General features: G+C 63.9%; 19 protein-coding genes. 7 read left to right on the forward strand and 12 right to left on the reverse strand.

Annotated elements, in window-relative coordinates; genetic code table 11:
• Window positions 1-239: 239 nt before the first annotated feature.
• The 3 genes from B0G38_RS19110 to B0G38_RS19120 all read right to left on the reverse strand — a co-directional run bounded on the left by B0G38_RS19110 (window position 240) and on the right by B0G38_RS19120 (window position 1,709).
• Complete coding sequence (locus tag B0G38_RS19110; RefSeq protein ID WP_139006651.1) at window positions 240-626, reverse strand: hypothetical protein; 387 nt, start codon at window positions 624-626, stop codon at window positions 240-242.
• A 183-nt stretch (window positions 627-809) separates the two neighbouring features.
• A complete protein-coding gene (locus tag B0G38_RS19115; protein WP_264670907.1) occupies window positions 810-980 on the reverse strand; it encodes a hypothetical protein in 171 nt (56 codons plus the stop codon).
• A 435-nt stretch (window positions 981-1,415) separates the two neighbouring features.
• A complete protein-coding gene (locus B0G38_RS19120) occupies window positions 1,416-1,709 on the reverse strand; it encodes a hypothetical protein (RefSeq protein WP_264670908.1) in 294 nt (97 codons plus the stop codon).
• Window positions 1,710-1,996: 287 nt separating this feature from the next.
• Here B0G38_RS19120 and B0G38_RS19125 point away from each other — a divergent pair, with 287 nt between their 5' ends.
• On the forward strand, window positions 1,997-2,500 hold the full coding sequence (locus tag B0G38_RS19125) for a type II toxin-antitoxin system HicB family antitoxin (RefSeq protein ID WP_264670909.1): 504 nt from the start codon (window positions 1,997-1,999) through the stop codon (window positions 2,498-2,500).
• 9 nt (window positions 2,501-2,509) lie between these two features.
• A complete protein-coding gene (locus tag B0G38_RS19130; RefSeq protein ID WP_264670910.1) occupies window positions 2,510-3,376 on the forward strand; it encodes a DUF4097 domain-containing protein in 867 nt (288 codons plus the stop codon).
• A 42-nt stretch (window positions 3,377-3,418) separates the two neighbouring features.
• Here B0G38_RS19130 and B0G38_RS19135 read toward each other — a convergent pair whose 3' ends face one another.
• From B0G38_RS19135 to B0G38_RS19145, 3 genes are all read right to left on the reverse strand, one after another.
• Window positions 3,419-4,924, reverse strand: a complete 1,506-nt coding sequence (locus B0G38_RS19135) for an FAD-dependent monooxygenase (protein ID WP_264670911.1) — start codon at window positions 4,922-4,924, stop codon at window positions 3,419-3,421.
• Between the two features lie 152 nt (window positions 4,925-5,076).
• On the reverse strand, window positions 5,077-7,143 hold the full coding sequence (locus B0G38_RS19140) for a transglycosylase domain-containing protein (RefSeq protein WP_264670912.1): 2,067 nt from the start codon (window positions 7,141-7,143) through the stop codon (window positions 5,077-5,079).
• Between the two features lie 181 nt (window positions 7,144-7,324).
• Window positions 7,325-8,155, reverse strand: a complete 831-nt coding sequence (locus tag B0G38_RS19145) for an SDR family oxidoreductase (RefSeq protein WP_264670913.1) — start codon at window positions 8,153-8,155, stop codon at window positions 7,325-7,327.
• A 76-nt stretch (window positions 8,156-8,231) separates the two neighbouring features.
• Here B0G38_RS19145 and sigJ point away from each other — a divergent pair, with 76 nt between their 5' ends.
• Window positions 8,232-9,107 (forward strand): RNA polymerase sigma factor SigJ, encoded by an 876-nt coding sequence (gene sigJ / locus B0G38_RS19150; RefSeq protein WP_264670914.1) that lies wholly within the window; start codon window positions 8,232-8,234, stop codon window positions 9,105-9,107.
• 48 nt (window positions 9,108-9,155) lie between these two features.
• On the opposite strand, the gene B0G38_RS19155 is transcribed toward sigJ, so the two are convergent.
• Window positions 9,156-9,836: a TetR/AcrR family transcriptional regulator gene (locus B0G38_RS19155; RefSeq protein ID WP_264670915.1), complete on the reverse strand. Its 681-nt coding sequence runs from the start codon at window positions 9,834-9,836 to the stop codon at window positions 9,156-9,158.
• A 96-nt stretch (window positions 9,837-9,932) separates the two neighbouring features.
• Between B0G38_RS19155 and B0G38_RS19160 the strand changes: the two genes are divergently transcribed.
• The 3 genes from B0G38_RS19160 to B0G38_RS19170 all read left to right on the forward strand — a co-directional run bounded on the left by B0G38_RS19160 (window position 9,933) and on the right by B0G38_RS19170 (window position 12,620).
• On the forward strand, window positions 9,933-10,970 hold the full coding sequence (locus B0G38_RS19160; RefSeq protein ID WP_319801272.1) for an NAD(P)-dependent alcohol dehydrogenase: 1,038 nt from the start codon (window positions 9,933-9,935) through the stop codon (window positions 10,968-10,970).
• A 78-nt stretch (window positions 10,971-11,048) separates the two neighbouring features.
• Window positions 11,049-12,068, forward strand: coding sequence for a PHP domain-containing protein (locus B0G38_RS19165; RefSeq protein WP_264670916.1), 1,020 nt, complete (start codon window positions 11,049-11,051; stop codon window positions 12,066-12,068).
• 75 nt (window positions 12,069-12,143) lie between these two features.
• On the forward strand, window positions 12,144-12,620 hold the full coding sequence (locus B0G38_RS19170; RefSeq protein WP_264670917.1) for a heavy metal-responsive transcriptional regulator: 477 nt from the start codon (window positions 12,144-12,146) through the stop codon (window positions 12,618-12,620).
• Window positions 12,621-12,681: 61 nt separating this feature from the next.
• Here the strand turns inward: B0G38_RS19170 and B0G38_RS19175 are convergent, their stop codons facing one another.
• Both B0G38_RS19175 and B0G38_RS19180 read right to left on the reverse strand, forming a co-directional pair.
• On the reverse strand, window positions 12,682-13,428 hold the full coding sequence (locus tag B0G38_RS19175) for a DUF4386 family protein (RefSeq protein WP_264670918.1): 747 nt from the start codon (window positions 13,426-13,428) through the stop codon (window positions 12,682-12,684).
• 136 nt (window positions 13,429-13,564) lie between these two features.
• On the reverse strand, window positions 13,565-14,839 hold the full coding sequence (locus B0G38_RS19180; protein WP_264670919.1) for a glycerophosphodiester phosphodiesterase family protein: 1,275 nt from the start codon (window positions 14,837-14,839) through the stop codon (window positions 13,565-13,567).
• 149 nt (window positions 14,840-14,988) lie between these two features.
• Between B0G38_RS19180 and B0G38_RS19185 the strand changes: the two genes are divergently transcribed.
• On the forward strand, window positions 14,989-15,597 hold the full coding sequence (locus tag B0G38_RS19185) for a hypothetical protein (protein ID WP_264670920.1): 609 nt from the start codon (window positions 14,989-14,991) through the stop codon (window positions 15,595-15,597).
• Here the strand turns inward: B0G38_RS19185 and B0G38_RS19190 are convergent.
• The 3 genes from B0G38_RS19190 to B0G38_RS19200 all read right to left on the reverse strand — a co-directional run bounded on the left by B0G38_RS19190 (window position 15,505) and on the right by B0G38_RS19200 (window position 20,323).
• A complete protein-coding gene (locus B0G38_RS19190; protein WP_264670921.1) occupies window positions 15,505-17,118 on the reverse strand; it encodes a dynamin family protein in 1,614 nt (537 codons plus the stop codon). The genes B0G38_RS19185 and B0G38_RS19190 overlap by 93 nt on opposite strands.
• A complete protein-coding gene (locus tag B0G38_RS19195) occupies window positions 17,115-18,944 on the reverse strand; it encodes a dynamin family protein (protein ID WP_264670922.1) in 1,830 nt (609 codons plus the stop codon). The genes B0G38_RS19190 and B0G38_RS19195 overlap by 4 nt, the downstream gene beginning before the upstream one ends.
• Window positions 18,945-19,051: 107 nt before the next feature.
• The gene (locus tag B0G38_RS19200) at window positions 19,052-20,323 is read right to left on the reverse strand and encodes an IniB N-terminal domain-containing protein (protein WP_264670923.1); all 1,272 of its coding nucleotides are present in this window, start codon (window positions 20,321-20,323) and stop codon (window positions 19,052-19,054) included.
• Between the last annotated feature and the right edge of the window lie 145 nt (window positions 20,324-20,468).

Here is a 20,468-nt window from a genome sequence, read left to right on the forward strand (position 1 = left end):
TTGATCTGTACTCACTGACCATCGCACGATGGCTCACTACGTTGCCGGAGCAACGCGCAACTGCGGAGAATTACACCATTCCACGGGACGTAACCAACGTAAGAAAAGGAAGAAGAAGTAACCATCCCGCCTCTGAAGTGTCCCTTGCAGTTTGGTGAAGACTAGTTCGTTCGCCCTTAGCCAGAACACTCAAACCCAGTTCAAGCAGAGTCTCTTCGTACTTGATGATGGGCCTACTTCTAGAGCGCTTCCTCCACTGGCACATTAGCCTGATATTCTCGCCCTTCGGCCTCGCTAAACGCTGTCATTAGGTGCCCTTTTTCCAGTCCCAGTACCGTGCTTAAGGGGAAGTGGCCGGTAATAGTATTCCCTGAATGCTCCACACCGCTGAGGTCAAAGTTCTCCTCGGTGCCGTCATGGCTGAAGCAGTAGAACGAGACAGCTTCGCCGTTAATAAACTCGATTCCCATTCTGCGCTGGTGGGAATGATCCGGGGTGGCAGCCACGAGGCCGACCACATAGGGCCCCGAGCCGGGAATGTTGCCGTCTATATCGAATTTCGCTACCAACGTGGATTCCTTGGCTGCGATGGATACATGCTTAAGAAGTGCGTTGTGGGAGCTCATGGCTCCATCCTGCTTTCTGCACTCTCTTTCGTCCACCCTTGAAAGAAGACCAACGTCCCCAGCAGCGCAACATCAGCCGTGGATGGAGGTTGAGCAACGGCGGGCAGGGCGGAAGGTGTCCGTTCGGATCGAGATACAACCCCGACAATTCATTAATCCGACGAGCCCCCGCGGTCAGCTGGACTATTGGCCGATGACTGCGTTCTGTTGGGCGGCACGGCATAACTGCTCTTCGCGCTCTTCCGGCGAAAGTTCGTTCCACCTTGCTGCCTGTGCCTGTATTTCAGCTTCGGGGCGCCCCATGGCCTTCATCTCCTCAGGGGAAACAATCACGCTGTTCTCCGGGCCGATCATGTTCTGCCTGTCCAGATTAGCCCCTGGTCCATCGGCATAGTCTGCGGAGCATTCAATGAACGGCTCATAAACTCTCGCCTCGGGATCATGCTGAACGTCTCGGGACTCAGATTCGAACGCGGAAGCAGAGGGCGTTCCAAGGGCAGCTGGCGAAGGAGACGAGGGCTCGATTACGGAAGCGGGGAGGCCGTGCTCGCCGGAGTGTGTACTGAGACCAAGAACCACGCCGGCTGCCAGCAATAGGACAGCAGTCATTCCTACGGACGGTTTCCTAGGCAATTACTTCCCCCATACTTCGTGTTCGCACCATAACCGGAGCGAAAGGAACGCCCACCTCCACACACTATCGGCACGCACGACGAAGCTTCGTACTGCTGCTCCCGCCCATGGTTTCGAAGGCGGTGGGGCCGAGCCTCACGTCGAGTCCGTCCCCGGTCAGTCGCCGTCGGCGTCTGCACTCCCGAACGCGTCGGGGCATGGACTTGGCCCGGCCACTCCGATGTATGTCTGCCCGGAGTCCCCGCCCCGCAGCGCGGCGAAGATCTTGTCGAGGTCGCGAGGGTCGGTTTCATCAGCGGCGTAGGCACTGGCGTCGATGCCTAACCCATCCGGTGCGTACGTGCAGAGCATATCCGGCGGAATCCGTGCCGCTGAGTCAGCGTCAGCCTGATTCACAGCAACCACACGGACGGGCATTGCCGCGCCGGTCCCATCTTCGCTGGCGTCCACGTCGACCTCCGGATGAAGTAGTTGCACCAGTATAAGGAGAGGCTAAGCCGGTTCCATCGAATCCGACGGTTTGCCCGCTGCAAGGAACCAATATTTCTGCCTGTTGTCCCGATCTGTCCAAGGCCTGGCAGATCAAGCATGAGCACGGCGACGGCGACAGTCAGCGAGGCATACGCAGCGGAAGGACCACGAGGCGCAACCTCCAGAAGGAGCTTCTGGTGCAGGACGGGAGTGAGCCGAGCGCCAGTCTATTGATTATGACACCATCATGGTGTCATACTGATGTCGTGGATATTTCGCGACATGTACAAGACCTTCAGGGCCAGCTGGTGGAGGCGACCGAACTTGCCGGCGAGCAGGCGAGTGAGATCGCCAGCCAGTTGATCCGTTCGCTCGATGCATCGCTACGTCTGGTCATTCTCGAGGTCTTGTCTGAGGCAGCCAGTGAGATCACGTCCGAGCTCGCGCCCGGCTCCGTTGATGTGCGGTTGCGTGGGCGGGATCCGGAATTCGTGGTGACACCACCGCTGCCATCTGACACCACGGAGGCCGTGGTGGCTCAGGAGCCAGCGTCGTCCATGGACTACACCGTTGACGGGCGGACTACCCGTACCACGCTGCGCCTGCCGGAGAACCTCAAAACCAAAGCCGAGGCTGCCGCCGCTCGCGAAGGTCTCTCGGTCAACACCTGGCTGGTCCGCGCGGTCGCAACCGCTCTCGCCGACCAGACCATTACCGCTCCGGTGCCGCCCGCCAACAGCGGCACCCGATTCACCGGCTGGGTCCGGTAAGGAGTTTCCATGCAGTACACCTACGCCGCCTCAAGCATTATCGAAGCCACAATCAACCTCGTGATGGGCGAGCTGATGGTCACCGCCGACGATGTCGACGAGATCACAGTTGACATCACGCCCACCCACGCGGATCGACCTGCCGACGTTCGCGCGGCTGAGAACACCACCGTCGACTTCGCTGATGGTCGGCTGATGATCACGCAGAAGCGCGAGAACGTGCTCAGGGCGTGGGTCAACAAGGGCTGGTCAATCGACGTGCATGTCCTCGTTCCCAAGCGATCCCGCTTCAAAGTGAAGTCGTCCTGCGGGAATATCCGCGTCCGCGGGCCTATTGGGCCGTCTTCGCTGACTACCGCCTACGGCGACATCACAGCCGGTGATTGTGCCGAGCTGACCGCAAAGACCGCTCACGGTGAGGTCAGCCTTGAGCGGGTCAGCGGCACCACCGAGCTCACCGGGTCCAGTGTGTTCGTGGGCGAGGTGTATGGCAACACGACAGTGAAATCCTCGCATGGAAACGTCTCCGTTGGGCTCGTCATGGGACGGCTCGTAGCGATCAGTGGGTACGGGAACATCGACGTCCGCACCGTCATGGACGACGTCGAAGCCCGCGCCGCGCACGGCAAAATCCGGATCAGCGACGCGGTCAGCGGTACCGCCCGGCTCGTCGCGAGCTACGGCGACGTCGAGGTCGGTATCCGCCATGGCACTCTCACTTGGCTCGACTTGAACGCCAAGGGCGGCGCCGTCCGCAACGAACTTGACGTGGCCGAGCCCGAAATCCAGAACGACGACGGCACCGCCGATCGTCTCAAGGTCACTGCCCGCACCAACTATGGCAGCGTTCGCGCGTTCCGCGCGGTGGTTCTCTAAGAAGGAACCAGCATGAATGCCACCGCGTCTGGAGCCGGGGCGCTATGCCGGGGTAGGCGCACCGAACCAGCTGGTGAGCGCGTCAGGGAGCCCTGGGTCAGCCAGCTCTCCCACCCAAGCTACGTATCCATCGGGACGAACCAACACGGCGGTGGGCGCAGTAACCGCCCCGATTGCAGGAAGATCCCATGCACCGACATGTTCCGCGTCGACCAACTGCACTCGATCTGCCCATGGCGTGATGTCGAAGCGGCCGGGTTCGTCGAGGTTGAGGAGCACGGGCTTGGCCCGGTGCAGCAGGGTGAACACGCGGAGCGGGCCGTCGACGGTGACCAGGTCAAGATCGGGCATACGGCGTCCGAGCAGCGGATGCCCCTCGCCGAGGTCATAGTGGACGTCCAGACCAGACATCATGGCTCCGAACCGCTTTCGCGGCTCGTCCATGCTCAGCAGTTCGGAGACGGTGTCGCGCAAGGCCGTAGTGCGTTCGTCGGCCCGGCGAAGCGCGACTTGCGCCATGGAGTTTCGCAGCACGCGGGCAGCAACCGGATGCCGCTCGGCGTGATAGGTATCCAGGAGGCTCGCTGGTGATGTTCCCTTGACTACCTGAGCCAGTTTCCATCCCAGATTCACCGCATCCTGCATGCCCGTGTTGAGGCCTTGTCCGCCGTCAGGCGGGTGCACGTGCGCGGCGTCGCCGGCCAGCAGGACCCGCCTGTCCCGGTAAGCGGCGGCCTGCCGTGCCATGTCCGTAAACCGGGAAATCCAGGTTGGATTGTGGATTCCATAGTCCGTCCCGTAGACGGCGATGAGCGCCTCGCTGAGATCACGCAAAGTCGGTTCGTCCGTTCGCTGGAGGTGCCCTTCGGTCACCATGACCCGTATAGGCCCGCCATCCAGGTAGACCACATCGCCGTCGTGAATCTCGTACTCCAACTTTCCTAAACCATGGAGCCCGAGGGAATCGCGGCGGACGCCCAGTTCGGGCTCCTCAGCCATCTCGACCTCCGCGATCAGATTGCTGGTCGTCGGATCCCATCCGGGGAAGGCGATGCCGGCCACCTTACGGACCAGGCTGCGCCCTCCGTCGCAGCCGACGAGATACTCCGCCCGCAACTGCCGGCCATCGTCCAACTCGACGTCGACGCCGGTGCCGTCCTGGGCGAAACCTGTCACTTCGCGTCCACGGTAGATCTTCACGTCCAGCTCGTTGACCCAGCCGGCCAGGATGCGCTCGATGTGGTTCTGCCACAGCCCAAGCCCATAGTTGTGCCGGGTGGGGAAGTCACTGATGTCCAAACTGCTGCCGCCGAATGCGGCGACCTGCGCCACCTGCCCCTCCGAGAGGAACCGGTCGGCGATCCCGCGCTGGTCCAAGACTTCGATGGTGCGCGCGTGCAAGCCACCTGCGCGGGCGCCGGCGAGGTCTTGGCTGGGACGCCGCTCGACGATAGCGACGTCGACCCTCGCCAACGCCAACTCGCCCGCCAGCATCAGCCCCGTGGGACCTCCTCCGGCAACTACCACTGCATGCTCGGTCATCGACATTTTGCCACTCCCATTCCCTGAGTTCCAGCATGCCGATTATGCGGCCGGGCCCGGGGCTTGCCGCAAGCCCCGGGGCGGGAGGTAGATTGGAAATAGGAAGGAACGGGCTGGCATCCTTCCCGATGCCGTAGAGCGGCGGTACCGGGACTCGGTCAGGGCGCGTCGGGTAGCCGGACTTTCTTCTCGCCCTTGAGCGCACCCTCGATGGTGTCTTGCCAGACCGGGCCGGCCACTTCGGAACCGGTCAGATCCCGGTAGGTGTTGCCGTAGGCCTCCACCCGCGTCAGCGGATACTGCGCCCCACCCCTCGGATCCCCCAGCCAGACGGCAGCCACGAGTTGGGGTGTTCCGCCGACAATCCAGTTGGCGGCGAAGTCGTTGGTGGTTCCCGTCTTGGCGCCCGCTTCACGGCCTTCCGGGCGGAGCCGCGGGCCAAGGGTGCCGGTTCGTTTGAACGGTTCCTTGAGCACATCGGCCACGGTGTTGGCTATATCCTTGTCGATCGCCTGATGGCAATCAGGATCCGGAACCGGCAGCTCTTCCTTGGTGCCGGTACGCACCGCCTTGATGACCGTTACCGGCTGGCAGAGCACTCCCCCGCCCATGAAGGCGGAGTAGGCGTTGGCCATTTCCAGTGGGGACACTTCGTAGGCACCCAGGGCCAGCGAGGCTTCCCGCCCGACCAGCTGATCGACGGGGATAGACGTAATGCCCAATGTTTCGGCCATCTCGGCCGCGTTGATAACCCCGACGCGCTCAATAAGGCGGACGAAATACACATTCACAGAGCTGCGGATGGCCTTATAGGCATTGATCACCCCGTAATCGCGGTTGCCGTAGTTGACATAACCGCCGCGCGGGTTATCGAGTTTCGACGAGCGGTAGGGTCCGTCAGCGCGTAGCCGGGTGGAGGTCGGGATGCCTTGGTTCAGCGCCTCGGCCAGAATAATGGGTTTCATGGCAGACCCTACCTGAAACGCGCTCTTGGCGTAGATCACTTCCGTCTTGCCTTTGCCCTCGCCCCAGTCCCGGTTCTGGACGATGGCCGCGATATGGCCGGTTCCTGGCACGATGATCGCGGTGCCCAGAGCCGCGCGGTTCGTATTGCCAAGTGCTTTCTCGACCGCAGCCTGTGCAGCATCTGCCGCTTTCCGGTCCAACGTCGTCGTTAGCGTTAAACCGCCTAGGCGGAAGCGTTCCTGACGGATCTCGGGCGTCTTCCCGAACGCCTTGTTCGTCAGGATTTCCTCGCGGACGAGCTCGCAGTAGAAGGGGTACTTGGATTCCCCGCAGCTGGATGGGGCCGAGCCGCGCTTCACGGCCAGCTCCGATTCCAGGGCGGCCTTTGCCTCTTCGGCTGTCAGGACACCTCGTTGCTCAAGCACCGTCAACACGGTGTCGCGCCGTTCCGTGGCACCTTCGGGGTTGGCGAAGGGGTCGAGGTCAACGGGTGCCTTGAGCATGCCGACCAGCAGCGCCGACTGGACATGGTTCAGCTTCGCCGCCGTCGTGCTGAAGTAGATACGGGCGGCCGACTGCACCCCGTAAGCGCCGTTGCCGAAGTAGACGGCGTTCATGTACTGGGTGAGGATCTCATCCTTGGACAGCTGCTTCTCCAGCGCAAGCGCGTATTTGGCCTCGCGGATCTTGGCGTTGTAGGTGACGCCTACAGCCACCTGCTCCTCGACTTCGTCGCGCGCGTGGTTGACCAGCATGTTCTGGACCAGCTGCTGCGTGATGGTGGACGCGCCTTGAACATCCTCGCTGGTCACATTGTTGATGAGCGCGCGGGTGACACCGAGGGGATCCACGCCCCGATGCTCGTAGAAACGCGCGTCCTCGGTCGCGATCAGTGTTTCCTTGAACGCCTCGGACACCTGGTCCAGCTTCACATCTGTCCGGTTTTCACTGTAAATACGGGCGAATTCCTTGCCGTCCTTGTCCAGCAACACCGTATGCTGCGGCAGCAGGCGGTCCACCGGCAAGTCGGTCGGCAGCTCCTCCCACATGTCCAGAACAGTGTTGCCTGCGACAGACAAGCCCACCGCTGCCGGTGCCACGATCATGCCTACGCCTAAAGCTGCGACAGCTACGCTCGCCAGCCACAGGTCGATCCGCCCCTGACCGGCACGCCGCTTCGGGATTCGGCCGGGGCGCGCCTCAGCCAGCAGCTCATCGAGATTGACAGGTTCCGGTTTATTGCGTCCCCATAGCCGCATGATGTTTCATGTGGGAATTCCGGTGCCGGTTACACCTGGTGCGTAGCCGGCCGCTACCGCGCATTGTGAGGGGCCGTTGGGAAGGCACCCCTCGGGCGCCGCTGGTTTCCCACACCCCTCCTTTACCAAGATGGAGCAGATAAGAAAACAGTAGAACCTCCGCCCGGCGTTGACTAGAGCGTCAGGCATAACTGCTGACGGCAATGTGCTCCGCCAGGAAGTCTTCCCATGTCCTGCGGCCTACAGTGTGTTCGGGTACCAGATTGGCGCCGTCCCTGAACGCGCGTGCCGCCCCGCCTGGCATCCGAACCGGCACGATGAGTCGGCGGCGGCCGGTCGCGCGCAGGTAGCCTCGGATCAACTCCGCCAACGGGTGCACCTCCGGTCCTCCCATTTCTGGGACTAAGCCTGCCGGCTCGCCGAGGGCCAACTGAACCAAGCGCGCTGCTACTTCTGCAGCATCAACCGGCTGAATGTTAAAGCCGGCAGGCACAGGTATCACGGAAAGCTTGGCCATCCCCTGCGCCATCATCAGCACCAAGTCATGGAACTGGGTGGCTCGCAGAGTCGTGTAGGGCAGCCCGGAGTTGGCGATGATCAGCTCTGCCGTCCGCTTGGCTCCGACGTAGCCGAACATCGCCCGGTCAACGCCGCTGGTGATCGGGGTGCGGTCTGCGCCGACCACCGAAATGTAAACAAGGTGCCGGACGTTGGCCACGGCCGCGGCCCGAACCAGATAATGGGCCTTTTCATCGTCACCTTTGCCGCTGCCCGCAGCGTGGACGATGATTTCCACTCTTTCCACCGCCGCTTCGATGCCTTCCCCCGCGGCCAGATCACCGGTAACGAACTCGACACCCTCCACCGGTTCGCGGCTGGTCCGGCTCAACACCCGCACGCGGCTGCCGGCTTCCAGCAGGCGCGGAACGAGATGCCGCCCCAGCGTTCCTGTCCCGCCTGTTACCAGCACGGGCGCCGTCGTGCTGTGCTCTTGATTGGTGTGCAACTGCATTGTTGTCCCCTCTCAGGATAGTCACTCGTTATCGTGGTTCACTGATATGACACTTCCCGGCGGGAGAATGTGACAGATGGACGATCTTGAACAGCTGGCCGAGCAGTTCGAGCCGCACCGGGGCCGGCTCCGCGCCGTGGCTTACCGCATGCTCGGTTCGCTGAGCGAGACCGACGACGCCGTCCAGGAGACCTGGTTACGGCTCAGCGGCACGGATGCAAAAAGTGTCGAGAATCTTGGCGCCTGGCTGACAACCGTACTCGCAAGGGTGTGCCTGAACATGCTGCGTTCCCGCAGCACACGCGGGGAACAGCCGTTCGGGCTGCACATGCCGGACCCTGTGGTGAGCAGTGTCGAAGGGACTGATCCCGAGCAGGAGACGCTGCTGGCCGACTCGATCGGGCTCGCCCTGCTGGTCGTGCTGGACACCTTGACTCCTGCCCAACGGCTGGCATTCGTGCTGCACGACATGTTCAGCGTTCCGTTCGACGAGATCGCCACCGTTATCGGCGCCTCGCCGGCATCAGCGCGGCAACTCGCCAGCCGTGCCCGCCGTCTCGTGGAGCAGGAATCCCATGTCCCCGACGCCGACCCCGTACGCCAGCGTGAAGCGGTGGACGCCTTTTTCGCAGCCTCCCGCAACGGCGACTTCGCTGCGCTCGTCGCGGTGCTGGACCCCGACGTCGTGCTTCGTTCCGACGGCGGACTGGCCCGTCCCGCTGCCACCACGGTCCTGCGCGGCTCTTCGACAGTGGCCGGACAAGCCGTTACTTACCAGCAGCTCGCACCGTTCGTGCGGCCGGCCCTGGTCAACGGAACCGCCGGAGCCGTGGTGGTTCCGCGCAAACAGGCTATTTCAGTCATGGCTTTCACCGTCAGGAACGGAAAGATCGTGGCGATAGACGTGCTCGCCGATCCAGCGCGGCTCAACCAACTCTCCCTGGCCGTCTAACCGAAGCCCGTGTCCGCCGTCGTGGTTAGCGGGCACCCGCCCGGGAAATCAGGCTTGATCCGCAGGTAGGGCTGCCGCGAGCGCGTCCAGGATCAGGTTGAGCCCGAACTCGAATTCATCGCCGAAGTCGTAACCGGGTTTCAGCACGTGCTCGGTGGCTATTTCCATGAGGTGGGGGTACTCGCCCTCGGCAAAGAGTTGCACTATCGGTTCGGCGACGATGGCAACGGTATCCGGACCGCTGAAAGGCAGCGCGGCTTCCTGCAGCGCGGAACCGTACACATACGCGTCGAGCAGGGCGTAGGCGTGGGCGGCCATCTTCACGGAGAAGCCCGCGGACCGCAGCGTGCCCAGGATTGCGTCGTGATGCCGCAAAGTCGCCGGCCCCGGCGCAGTGCGCGACTCCATCAGGGCGGTCGCCCACGGGTGTCGCTGCAATGCCTGCCGCGCCGAATCCGCCCGGCGACGTATCTCCACCCGCCAGTCCCCCGCCGAAGACGGCAGCTCGATCTCGCTGAAGACGAGGTCCACCACTCCATCGAGCATCTCGTCCTTGTTCGCCACGTAATGGTAGAGCGACATCGGCTTGGCTCCGAGCTCCTGCGCCAGCGAACGCATGGTGAGTGCCGCGAGGCCCTTTTCGTCGGCGAGGGCGATAGCTCCGCGCAGTACACGCTCCTTGCTTAAAGGAGAGCGCTCCTCGCTTGTTCCAATTGTTTCTTGAGGCATTTCACTTCAGCCTATCGTATTTTCGTACATTGTACGATACTCTTTTCGTACTTAGTACGGCAGCTTCGCCGCACTTCATGAGTAAAGGAAACGGCCGTGGCACCTCGTGCAGAGCATGTGGATAAGGGAACCCTGAAGAACGGCCCGGCCAAAGGGGAAGCCACCATGCGCGCCATTGTTCAAAACGTCTACGGCTCCGCGGAGGTCCTGCACCTTACGCAGATTCCACGCCCCGTTCCCGCGGAGCACGAAGTGCTTGTCCGGGTGCGGGCGGCCGGGCTGGACCGCGGCGTCTGGCATCTGACACGGGGACTCCCTTACCTGGCCCGGCTGGCCTTCGGGCTCCGCAAACCGAAAAACCCAATACCCGGGATGGACCTCGCTGGCACTGTCGTCGCAGTCGGTCCGGCAGTGACCAGATTCGCCGTCGGCGACGAAGTTTTCGGAAGCGGCCACGGATCCTTTGCAGAATATGCAGTAGCACGCGAGGACCAGCTGGCCATCAAGCCGGCAAATCTAACTTTCGAGCAGGCCGCGGCCGTTCCGGTATCTGCGGTCACCGCTCTGCAAGGCCTGCGCGACGCGGGCCGGATCGAGCCGGGGCAGAAAGTGCTGGTCATCGGTGCGTCCGGCGGCGTCGGATCCTTCGCGGTACAGCTGGCCAAGGCCTTCCGCGCGCCTGTCACCGGTGTGGCGAGCACCGCAAAGCTCGACGCCGTTCGCTCCCTGGGTGCCGACCACGTCATCGATTACACCCGGGAAGACTTTGCCGACGGCGCCAGCCGCTACGATCTGATCCTCGACATTGCGGGGAACCCCTCGCTCGCCCGGCTGCGCCGCGCGCTGACCCCGGAGGGAACCGCGGTCATCACGGGCGGGGAAGAAGGCGGAAACCTGACCGGCGGCATGAACCGGCAACTGGGGGCCCTGCTCCTGTCGCCCTTCATAGGCCAGCGGCTGACCATGTTTATCGGCAAGGTAAGCGCCGCCGACCTCGAAGAGCTGAGCGCGCTCATCGAGGCAGAGAAGGTCAAGCCAAGTATCGACAGGACGTTCCCGTTGGCCGAGGTCCCCGACGCGTTGCGCTACCTTGAGGCCGGCAAGGTCCGCGGAAAGGTTGTCATCACCATTTGACGATGTCCGCAACCCAATGCCGGCCGGAGATTTTGCGTTAGAGCGGCGCAGCGCTGCGCCTTGGTGGAAGATGGAGCCATGGATGCTGTCGACGCACTCAATGAGATTGCTTTCTGGCTCGAACGCGAGCTTGCTCCCAGCTTCAAGGTGCAGGCTTTCCGCAAGGCGGCCACCGCCATTCGCAGCCTGGAGCCCGAGGAGCTCGCCGCCCGGACACGTGACGGCAGGCTTAAGAATATGAAGGGGATCGGTAGCAGAACGTTCGAGGTCATCAGCCAGGCGGTCGACGGCGGAGTGCCCGACTACCTCGCGAAGCTGCGGGAACGTTCGGCCAAGCCGCTGGCCGAAGGTGGCGCGGAACTGAGCTCCGCCCTCCGTGGCGATCTGCACAGCCACAGCAACTGGTCCGACGGCGGGTCCCCCATCGAGACCATGGCGGACACAGCCCGGATGCTGGGACGGGACTACCTGGCGCTGACCGACCACTCCCCCAATCTGAAAATCGCCAATGGACTGAGCGCGAAGCGGCTTACTGAGCAGCTGGACGTGGTCGCCGAGATCAACCAGGCGTCCGATGGCTTCCGCCTGCTGGCCGGGATCGAGGTCGACATCCTCGAAAACGGCACGCTGGACCAAACGCCCACAATGCTGCAGCAGCTGGATGTTGTGGTGGCCAGCGTGCATTCAAAGCTCCGCTCCGATAAGCGCACCATGACCAAGAGAATGCTCGGCGGCATTACCGATTCCCACACCAACGTGCTGGGCCACTGCACGGGCCGGCTGGTAAAAGGGTCCAGGGGCACCCGCCCGGAATCGGAGTTCGACGCCGAGCGGGTGTTCGCCGCCTGCGCCGAGAACGATGTCGCCGTCGAGATCAATTCGCGTCCCGAGCGGCAGGACCCGCCGGACAACCTGATCCAGCTTGCCCTGGACGCAGGCTGCCTGTTCAGCATTGACAGCGATGCCCACGCGCCCGGCCAGCTCGACTTCCTCCAATACGGTGCCGAGCGCGCCGCTCGGAACAGTGTCCCGGCGGAACGGATCATTAATACGTGGCCGTTGGACCGGCTGCTGGAATGGACGGGTGCGGGCAAATAAGCGCACAAATGCGGCCCGCAGGAACCAGATTTTTTTGTTGACCTTGAAGTGGGCTCCAAGGTTTATGCTGAAGCCATGACTGGCTTACAGGCGCCTCACGCGCTGAAAGTTGGCGAATTGGCCAAGGCTGTCGGCGTCTCCACCGACGCGCTCCGCTACTACGAGCGGGCGGGCCTGCTTCCACCCCCGGATCGGTCCCCCACGGGTTACCGGCTGTATCCGCCCAGCACTGCGGACCGCGTGCACTTTATCCAGGGTTGCCAGCGGCTGGGGCTGCGGTTGGCTGAGATAGCCGACCTGCTCGACGTTCGGGACACGGGCCGGTGTCCCTGTGAACCGGCCGAGTCTTTGCTCCGCCGGCGGATCGGCGAGCTGGACAGGGAGCTGGACCGCCTCACCCGGTTGCGCTCCGACCTGCAGGCCATGGCCGATCAGCTAAACGGCACGGACTGCCCGGATCCGGCCCCGGGCACGTGGTGTCCGCCCGGTACGAAAAGCAGAAAGGAGGTGACCCTTGATGCACACCAAGAGGGCGTGTCCCTGCTGCGATGACCCGGCCTGCGATGGAAGCTGCTGCGGTGGCGGTTGCTGCTGACCCACGTACGGCCTCCGGCTACGGCAGGCCCGGCTGCGCTTGGACGCGCTGTGTTTCGCTTGATGCAGGGCGCAGCGCCGTCCATGCCACCCAACCTCCGGCGATCGCCGTCAGCAGCGCCCCGATGGGCTGCGTTGGCAAACTGCTGCCCATCGTCGCCAGCGCCAGCACCACCCCAAGGATGTAGAAGATCAGGGCCGCAGCGATCCACAGGGCTCCCGTCCACCGCGGCAGGATCCCCGACCGCCACATCGCCACACCAAGCAGCACGTTGCCCACGAAAGCAAGCAGCAGGCCCAGCATAAAGCTGGCCGTCATGGCGGGCGGGAACTCTACTTGCATGACGCCGTCGCTGCCATCCAGGTAAGCCCTTCCGATAGCGGGCGTGGTGAAGGTGGAGATTACTGCCGGCACCATGAGCAGAAGGTGTCCGGCGACTGTTATCACCATGGCTGCCAAGGCCAGGCGTCCCGGCCGCCTACCATGCAGATAGACTCCGAGCGCGAAGATCCCGAAAACCGCCAGGATGGAACCGCCCGTGCTGCCGATCAGATGGCTTACAAGATAGGAATCCGAGCTGACGAAGCGCGCCCACGCTGCTGGGTCGGTGGCCTGATCGGGCTGGGGCTCGAGCGTCGCCCAGACAGTCAGCAAACCGTACACCGGCAAGGCCAGCAGGCCGGCACGGATCCAGTTGGTTGCGCTTTGGCTGTTCATGCCGGTCCTTCCGCGGTGGACCGGCGCCGGCAGCAGAGACAGCTTCACCGGGACGATCCTGTTCTTTAGTAGACGCCCGCCGGCTGCGATGGGCAACCTATTTTTTCTTTCAACAACGACGGCGGCACTCCCGGTGGGATTTTCCTCCCACCGGAAGTGCCGGCGTCGTACGTAGTTAGGCTCTTCAGTTGGCGAAGACGTCCTGCAGGTGGCCCTGCGGAGTCCACAGCGCCACGGAGTCGCCGCCGTTGTTGAGCACCGAGGCGGTGCCGTCGTTGTAGAAGCTCTCCGCGGTGTTGGTGCCGGGTCCGGTGTAGACGCGCAGCTCGGCGCCGGGGGCCAGGATGTACCCGTCGCCGATGGCGAGGATGTTGTTCGCCGCGTCGCGGATGATGCTGCCGCTGACATCGATGCTGTGTCCGGTGGTGTTGCGCAGGAGCACGTGCTCGCCGGTTTCCGCCTGGACGTCGCTGCCGGCCGGGTTGTTGACCGAGTCCACGATTTCGACGCCGTTCGCCGCGGGGAACGGCTTTCCGCCGTCGAGGTAGCGGGCGGTCTGGATCGGGAAGTCGCCGGTGACTGCGTCGACGCCGAGGTCGATGGAGTGCTGGACTGCCTCGGGGGAATTGGCGGTGTAGACGCCGATGACCAAACCGGCGGCCTTCACATCGGCGACGTTCTGCGCGGTCAGCGTGCGGTAGTTGGTGCCCACGGAATCGGCGTACTCGGCCCACTGGGCCAAGGTATCCGGACCGGGAACGGTGCTGGAGAGCTGCTGCAGCTCGATCTCCGGGGCAATCGAGGCGAAGGCCCGGTTGGAGGCCTCGTCGAAGCTGAGCACTTGGATCTTGTCCGCGGCAACCAGCTTCTGCCACTTCTTATCGGTGCGCAGCTCATCGGCGACCAGCTGCTCGATGCCCGGGGAGTTCTTCGGGGACTTGATTTCGATGTACACGCCGGTCTCGGTAGTGGCGACCTGGGCAGCGTCATCCAGGTGCGGGATGCGTTCGCCGGCGAATTCCTCGCCGAAGTAGGCGCCGGCGTCGAGCTGCTGCAGCTCCGACCACGTGAAGGACGTGATCGGATCGTTGGCGCGGTCCGGGAAGACGCCCTCGACGTTGGTGGTGCGGGCCGGAGTGTCATCGTGGAAGAGGAACGGCACGCCGTCGGCGCTGAGCTGGACGTCGATCTCGAAGAAGTCCGCACCGGAGGCCCGGCCGTCCTTGAACGCGGCAACCGTATTCTCCGGTGCAGTGCCGGCGGCACCGCGGTGCCCGATGAGCAGCGGCGCTTCGGCTTGGTTGCTGGCCGCGGTGTCCTGCGCGGCTGCGTCGGCGGTGTTGGCTGTGCCAGGCGGCGGCGCGGTCTGCTGGGCAACGGCGGCGGGCGCCGCGAGCAGGGACAGCCCGACGGTGGCCGCGGCTGATCCGGTCAGAAGCGTGGTAATGCGTGATGCCATAAGAATTGAACTTCCTTCATCCTGGTGGTCAATGTCCCCTTGATCGATGCTGGCTCGTGGTTGCATCCGGTATGCCAACGCAGCGTGAACCGGGAATGAAGGGCGGGAAAAGGTGGACGCGGGGTGGCGGCCGCCACTAGATTACGAGCATGTCTCAAGACTGGGGAACCAATGATCCTGCCGGTCCGGCACGGCACGATCCGTCGCCGCCGGGACGGCCGCAAAGACCGCAGTTGTCCGACCGGACGCCTCCGCCGATAGGGCAGACGCTGCCACCCACCGGCATGGTGAAGGCAGCGAGATCGCTGTGGCTGTTGAGCTTCCTGCTCGGCGCGGTGGCCATCGCCTTTGCGTACCTATCGAGCGACGACCGGCTGGAACGGCTCCGCGAGATCGTGTCCGAGGTTGACCCCGCCCAGGACGAAGCGTCGGTCGACGCGGTGGCTGCCCTGGTGCACTGGGGCAGCCTGGGCGCACTGGCACTCATCATTGTGGTCGAAGCGCTCCTGCTGCGCGGGCTGATGCGCCGGCGGGGCGGAGTCCGGTGGGTGCAGCTGGTGGTCCTCCTACTCCACGGCGGAGCGGCGGTCCTGGCGGACGCGTTCCTCGTGGCTCCCGGCGAGGGCGAAATGTACCTCCGCTGGGCGCTGGTAGCGCAGGTGGTGCTAGCCTGTGCGGCGCTGCTGGTCAGTCTGCTGCCCGGCGCCGACGCCTGGTTCCGAGCCAAGCACGAGACGTACGGTAGGCCGCGGGGCTGAGCCATCCGGAAGTCGGGCGAGGACCGCCTCGCAGCTGCGGACCACAATCTGGCAGGATTCCGCGGCACTGCGGTCGGTCATCGGGTTCTCGGCCAGTGTGCGCCAGCGGCGCAGGCATGCCAGGGCTTCGGCCCGCAGTGCCTCCGACGACGTGCCGTCGGGCAGGCCGAGCCGGAGTGCGGGCAATATCCCCCGGCCGCCGATCAGGCGTTCGGCCTCTGACGCCAACTCCTTGGGTAGGTCCAGGCCCGTGGTCCGAGCGGTAGCCAGCAGGCGCAGCTCCCGGAACTCATGGGCACCGGCTTGGATCCGTTCGAGCAATGCTGCCACCCGCTCCGTTCCGGCCCGGGGCCGCTCGCGGAGAAGGGCCTCCACACCGGCCAAGGCGGTCCGCGCCTTGAGCTGCGCGGCGCGGGCCTGGAACTGGCCCGACATCAGGTGAAGCAGCTCATCCAGTCCGCTGCGGCGGGCGAGCTCGTGCGCCAGCGCCGTCGGTTCGGCGATGCCGCCCCGGATAAGAGCCGTCGACATCCGGATCCCGAACAAGCCAAACCGTTCCAACAGGGCTGCCCGGATCTCGGGACCGGCTTCCAGCCCTTCGGTGGGACGGGCAAACCTGTCGGCAGAGAGCAGCATACGCTCGCGTTCCGACCGGTCCAGCCGGGCCAGTTCCAGCAACGCAGTGAACTCCGCTTGGCGCAGGGTGCGCGCGCTTTGGGCCAGCAGGCCGGCGATGGGAACCACGCCCAGGGCCAGCGACCGCAGAGTACCGTCACGACGGTAGCGCTCGGCGATCTCGCCCGCCGAAAGCAGCGAGTCAATCCGTCCGGCGCCGATCTCATCTGCACGCGAGAGTACCGCGAGTGCGTTGACCGTCCCCGACTGGCCTACCGAGGTGTCCTTGAAAGCCTCCAGGAACCTCAGATCGGCGGCATGCAGGTGGCGCATCAGGTAGACGACGGCGTCTGCTTCGGAGGGAGCATCCCGGGGCGTGAGGAAATCCGTGGACCGCGCAGACAGCTCGCTCGAGAGCGAGGCGATGCCCGGGGTGTCGATCAGGGTCAGCTCCCGCAGTCCCTTGGCTGGCCAGTCCACCACCAGCCGGTCAACCTCCTCGGCGCGGAAGGTGCCCATGTCGAAGACCAATCTGCCCTTAACTCTTCTAATGGGCAGGGTTCGAGGCTCCGATGCAAGTCCTCCTGGTCCGCCGGGCGCCGGGTACAACGTGATCCGCGGGGTGTCCCGGTAGCGGTACCAGGTCACCACGCGGGTGCATTCGGCGGTGTCAGTGGGCGCGATCTCTTCCCCGATGATGGCATTGAGCAGTGTTGACTTCCCAGCCTTCACCATGCCGGCGAGCGCCACCCGCAGGGGTTCGGCAAGCCGCCGCTGGTATCCCTCGAGCGCGCGCCGCGCGTCCGGATCATCCGCGTAGGCCTCGATGGCCTGCCGCAGGAGTTCCGGAACGACGTCGACGGCGGAGCCGTTCGCGCTGGAGCCGTTCGCCCCCGTGCCGTTCACACCTTGCCTGCCAGGGCCGGTTTGCCGTCCAACTGCTGGGCATGTTTGCGCAGGGTGTCGACACGCTTAAGCACGGCTTTGATCTCCCGGATACGCTGTTCTCGTTCGAGCGTGTAGCTGGCCGCTGCTTTTTGCGCGGCGAGCACGGAGTCCGACAGGGAGCGGTGGTGTTCCTCGGCGATTTCGGTGAAGTGGTCGCGCGTTCCACGCTGGACCAGCCGGAGCCGGTCTTTGAGCTGTTTGCCGACTTGGAAGACGACTTCGTCAATTTGCCGGCGCACCAGTGTCTTCGCTTCGTTTTGGCGGCGTTTGAGCCGGGCTTCCTTGTCTTCGCGGTAGGCTTTGCCGCCGAGCAGCAGACCTGCGCCGACGGAGAGCGGGTTGATCAGCGACATGCCGACGATGCCGGTGAGCAGGCCGAACATCAGCACGCCACCGTAGGAGCCGCGCATGCCGATGAGGATTTTCTGCAAGGGGCTGAGCCGGCCGGGGTCCAATGCCGGGACGGGGACAACCGGGTCGAGCACGTCGTCTGTGTCATCGACCTGGAGGACCGGCAGGGGCACTTCGTCCTGGGCGAAGTGTTCAGCGACCTGCCCGGAGAGCCATTGTGCACGTTCGTTGGTCCAAACGAACGTGTCCGAGACAGCCGACGCAACGCGTTGTTCCAGCCACTCGGTGAACTGTTCCCAGACCGGTCCCGGGTCTGCTGCGTCGATGGCCTGTTCGGCATCACGCTGGATGCTGCGCAGACGGTCGCGCAGGTCGTGTTCCATGTCGGCGATGAGGTCGCTGACGCCGTCGTTGAGCGTTGTCTGCCAGCGGGCGGAACGCTGGCGCTGCACGTCGGCGCGTTCCTTGGCCGATTCCAGCCCGGCGATCATCTGCGGGGTGCCTTCCGGGTTTTGAAGCGCACTGAGTTCGGACTGCAGCGACAGGCGCAGGTGTTCGGTGCTGGAGAGCAGGTCGTGGGCGACGGAGCGGCGCTGCAGCCGTTCGGCCTGGCCGAGGACTTCCTGGCGCAAGTAGGTCACGAGCGCGGGAAAGCCGGATTCGGTGTTGAGTTCGTTGTCGTTATGCCGGGCTGCGTGCAGGCGCAGTTCGGAAGAGACCGGCAGCAGCGGGATGTCCGGACCGACATTATCCAGATGGCCCCGGTCCAGTTCCGCGACCTGCCGCCACTGCGGGTACAGGTCTGTTTTGGAGAGTACGCAGGCCACGTTGGGGCAGATTCGCATGGCTTGGCGCAGGAACCGGATCTCTGGCTCCGTGTACTCCTGTGAGGCGTCGGAGACCAGCAGCATGGCATCCGCCGTCGGCAGCGCGGTCAGGGTGGTGAACGAATGGGTCGAATTCAGGCCGCCGACCCCGGGAGAGTCCACCAGGGTCAGTCCGCCGGAGAGGAGCTTCCGCGGCAGGGAGACTTCAGCGGCGGCAAGGCGGCGGCGGTTGCCGGGATTGCCGTTCTCGGACACGTAGGCGGCGAGGTCCTCGATGGGCACCTGGCGGCGCTCGAGTTCGGGTTCGCCGTCGCCGTCCTGGCTGCCCTCGCGGGGAACCATGATGGTGGCGGATGCCGGATCCCCGTGCCGGACCACGGTTGGCACGGAGGTGGCGATATCGTCGTCGACGGGGCAGACGGGGGCGTTGACGAGCGCGTTGATCAACTTGCTCTTGCCCTGCTTGAACTCACCGACCACGATCACGCGGACATTCGGATCGAGCACCCGCCGGCGGGTTTGCTCCAGCCTGCGGCGCAGATCCGCCCGATCGGCATCCGCCGCCAGTTCGATGCTCTGCTCCACGAGCTTGACCAGTTCTGCCATACCTGCCTCCTCCTGGGTGCCAACGGCCTAACACACAGACCTGCCCGGCAGGATCCCCCTCCCCTTCCTGCCGGGCCGGCTGTGCGCCGTTGAGTCTGAGTCGATAATCAGTCTTGGACTACGACTGCACTTTCCTCGACCTCGTTGCCTGCAACGACGAAGTTGTCTTCGACGTTGGTCGACTCGTCGTTGAAGGACTCTTCGAACTCGAGCTCGAGGTCGGTGTTCTGGGAGCTGTCCTGGAACGACTCGTTGATCACCGTGTTCTCGGAGTTGTCTGTAAATTCGTCGTTGTCCTCGAACTCGAACTCGGTGGTGGTTTCATTGCCGACATTATCGAGGTTGTTTTCTTCATTGCCGACGTCGTTGCGGTTGCCATCGATGCCGTCGTTGTCTTCGCTGTTGTCCTCGTTGCCAACGATGTTGTTGTTGCCGTCGATGCCGTCGTTGTCCTGGAAGGAGTCCTCGATCTCGACGTCAACTTCGGTCTTGTCGACGTCAACGTCGTTGTTGTTGCCGTCGATGCCGTCGTTGTCCTCGTTGCCGACATCGTTGCGGTTGCCGTCGATGCCGTCGTTGTCCTCGCTGTTGTCCTCGTTGAAGGATTCGTCGATGTCGACTTCCTTATTGAAGGAGTCCGTGACGGTGGTGTCCTCACTGCCGATTTCGACGTCGGCGTTGCCCTCGGCCTCAATGTCGATATTGGTGGAGTTGTCTTCGGAGTTGTCCTGGTCAACATCGTCGCCGGCAGCGATGGAATCATCACCGTTGGCTACATTCGCGTCCTTGCCGGCGGCAACGGAGTCGTCCCCGGACGCGATGACGGCGTCGTTGTCGAAGAACTGGGTGACGTCGCCATCGGCCCAGATGTTCTGGTTTACGGACTGGTCGTTGATGGTATCGCGGTCATCCACGGTGGAGGTGTAGGAGTACTCGTTGACGATGTGGGTCAGCTGCTGGACCGCGTGGCCGTGGTCGTCATCGTCGCGGTGGCCGTGGTCGTCATCGTCACGGTGTCCGTGGTCGTCGTCGTTATCCCGGTCCGGACGGTGGTTGTCGTTGTCGTTGTCCCAGTCGCGGCCGCCGCCGCCCCCGCCGCCGCCGTCGTTGTTATTTCCCCCGTCGCTGTCCGGATTGTTGTGGTCGATCCGCGAGGAGTTGTCCCCCGTGTTGTACTCGCGGTCGAAGGAAGCACCGACGCCAACCGGGGCGAAGTCGAGGACTACCGGCATGACGGCGTCGACATCGTCCGAGCAGACGTCGCTGAGGCCGGCGTGCTCCAGCTCCCGCTCGGGATCCTCGCGGAAGGCGTGGGCCGCATCGGGATCCCGGAGCAGGTTCATGATGAATTCAAGAAGGGTGTTCGCAAGTGTAGGCATGGTATTCCCTCAATCTGAAAGGTGTGTGAACTTGGTTCCGCCGAGCTGGTTGCCTGGCTTGCTTCAAACGTAGGTCCGGGGGGCGGGGCCTGCATCGGGGTTATCTCCCCCTGTGCGGCTACCCCCTATAGGGGTTTGGACGTCC

The organism is Crystallibacter permensis (assembly GCF_025960875.1).
GTDB lineage: Bacteria > Actinomycetota > Actinomycetes > Actinomycetales > Micrococcaceae > Crystallibacter > Crystallibacter permensis.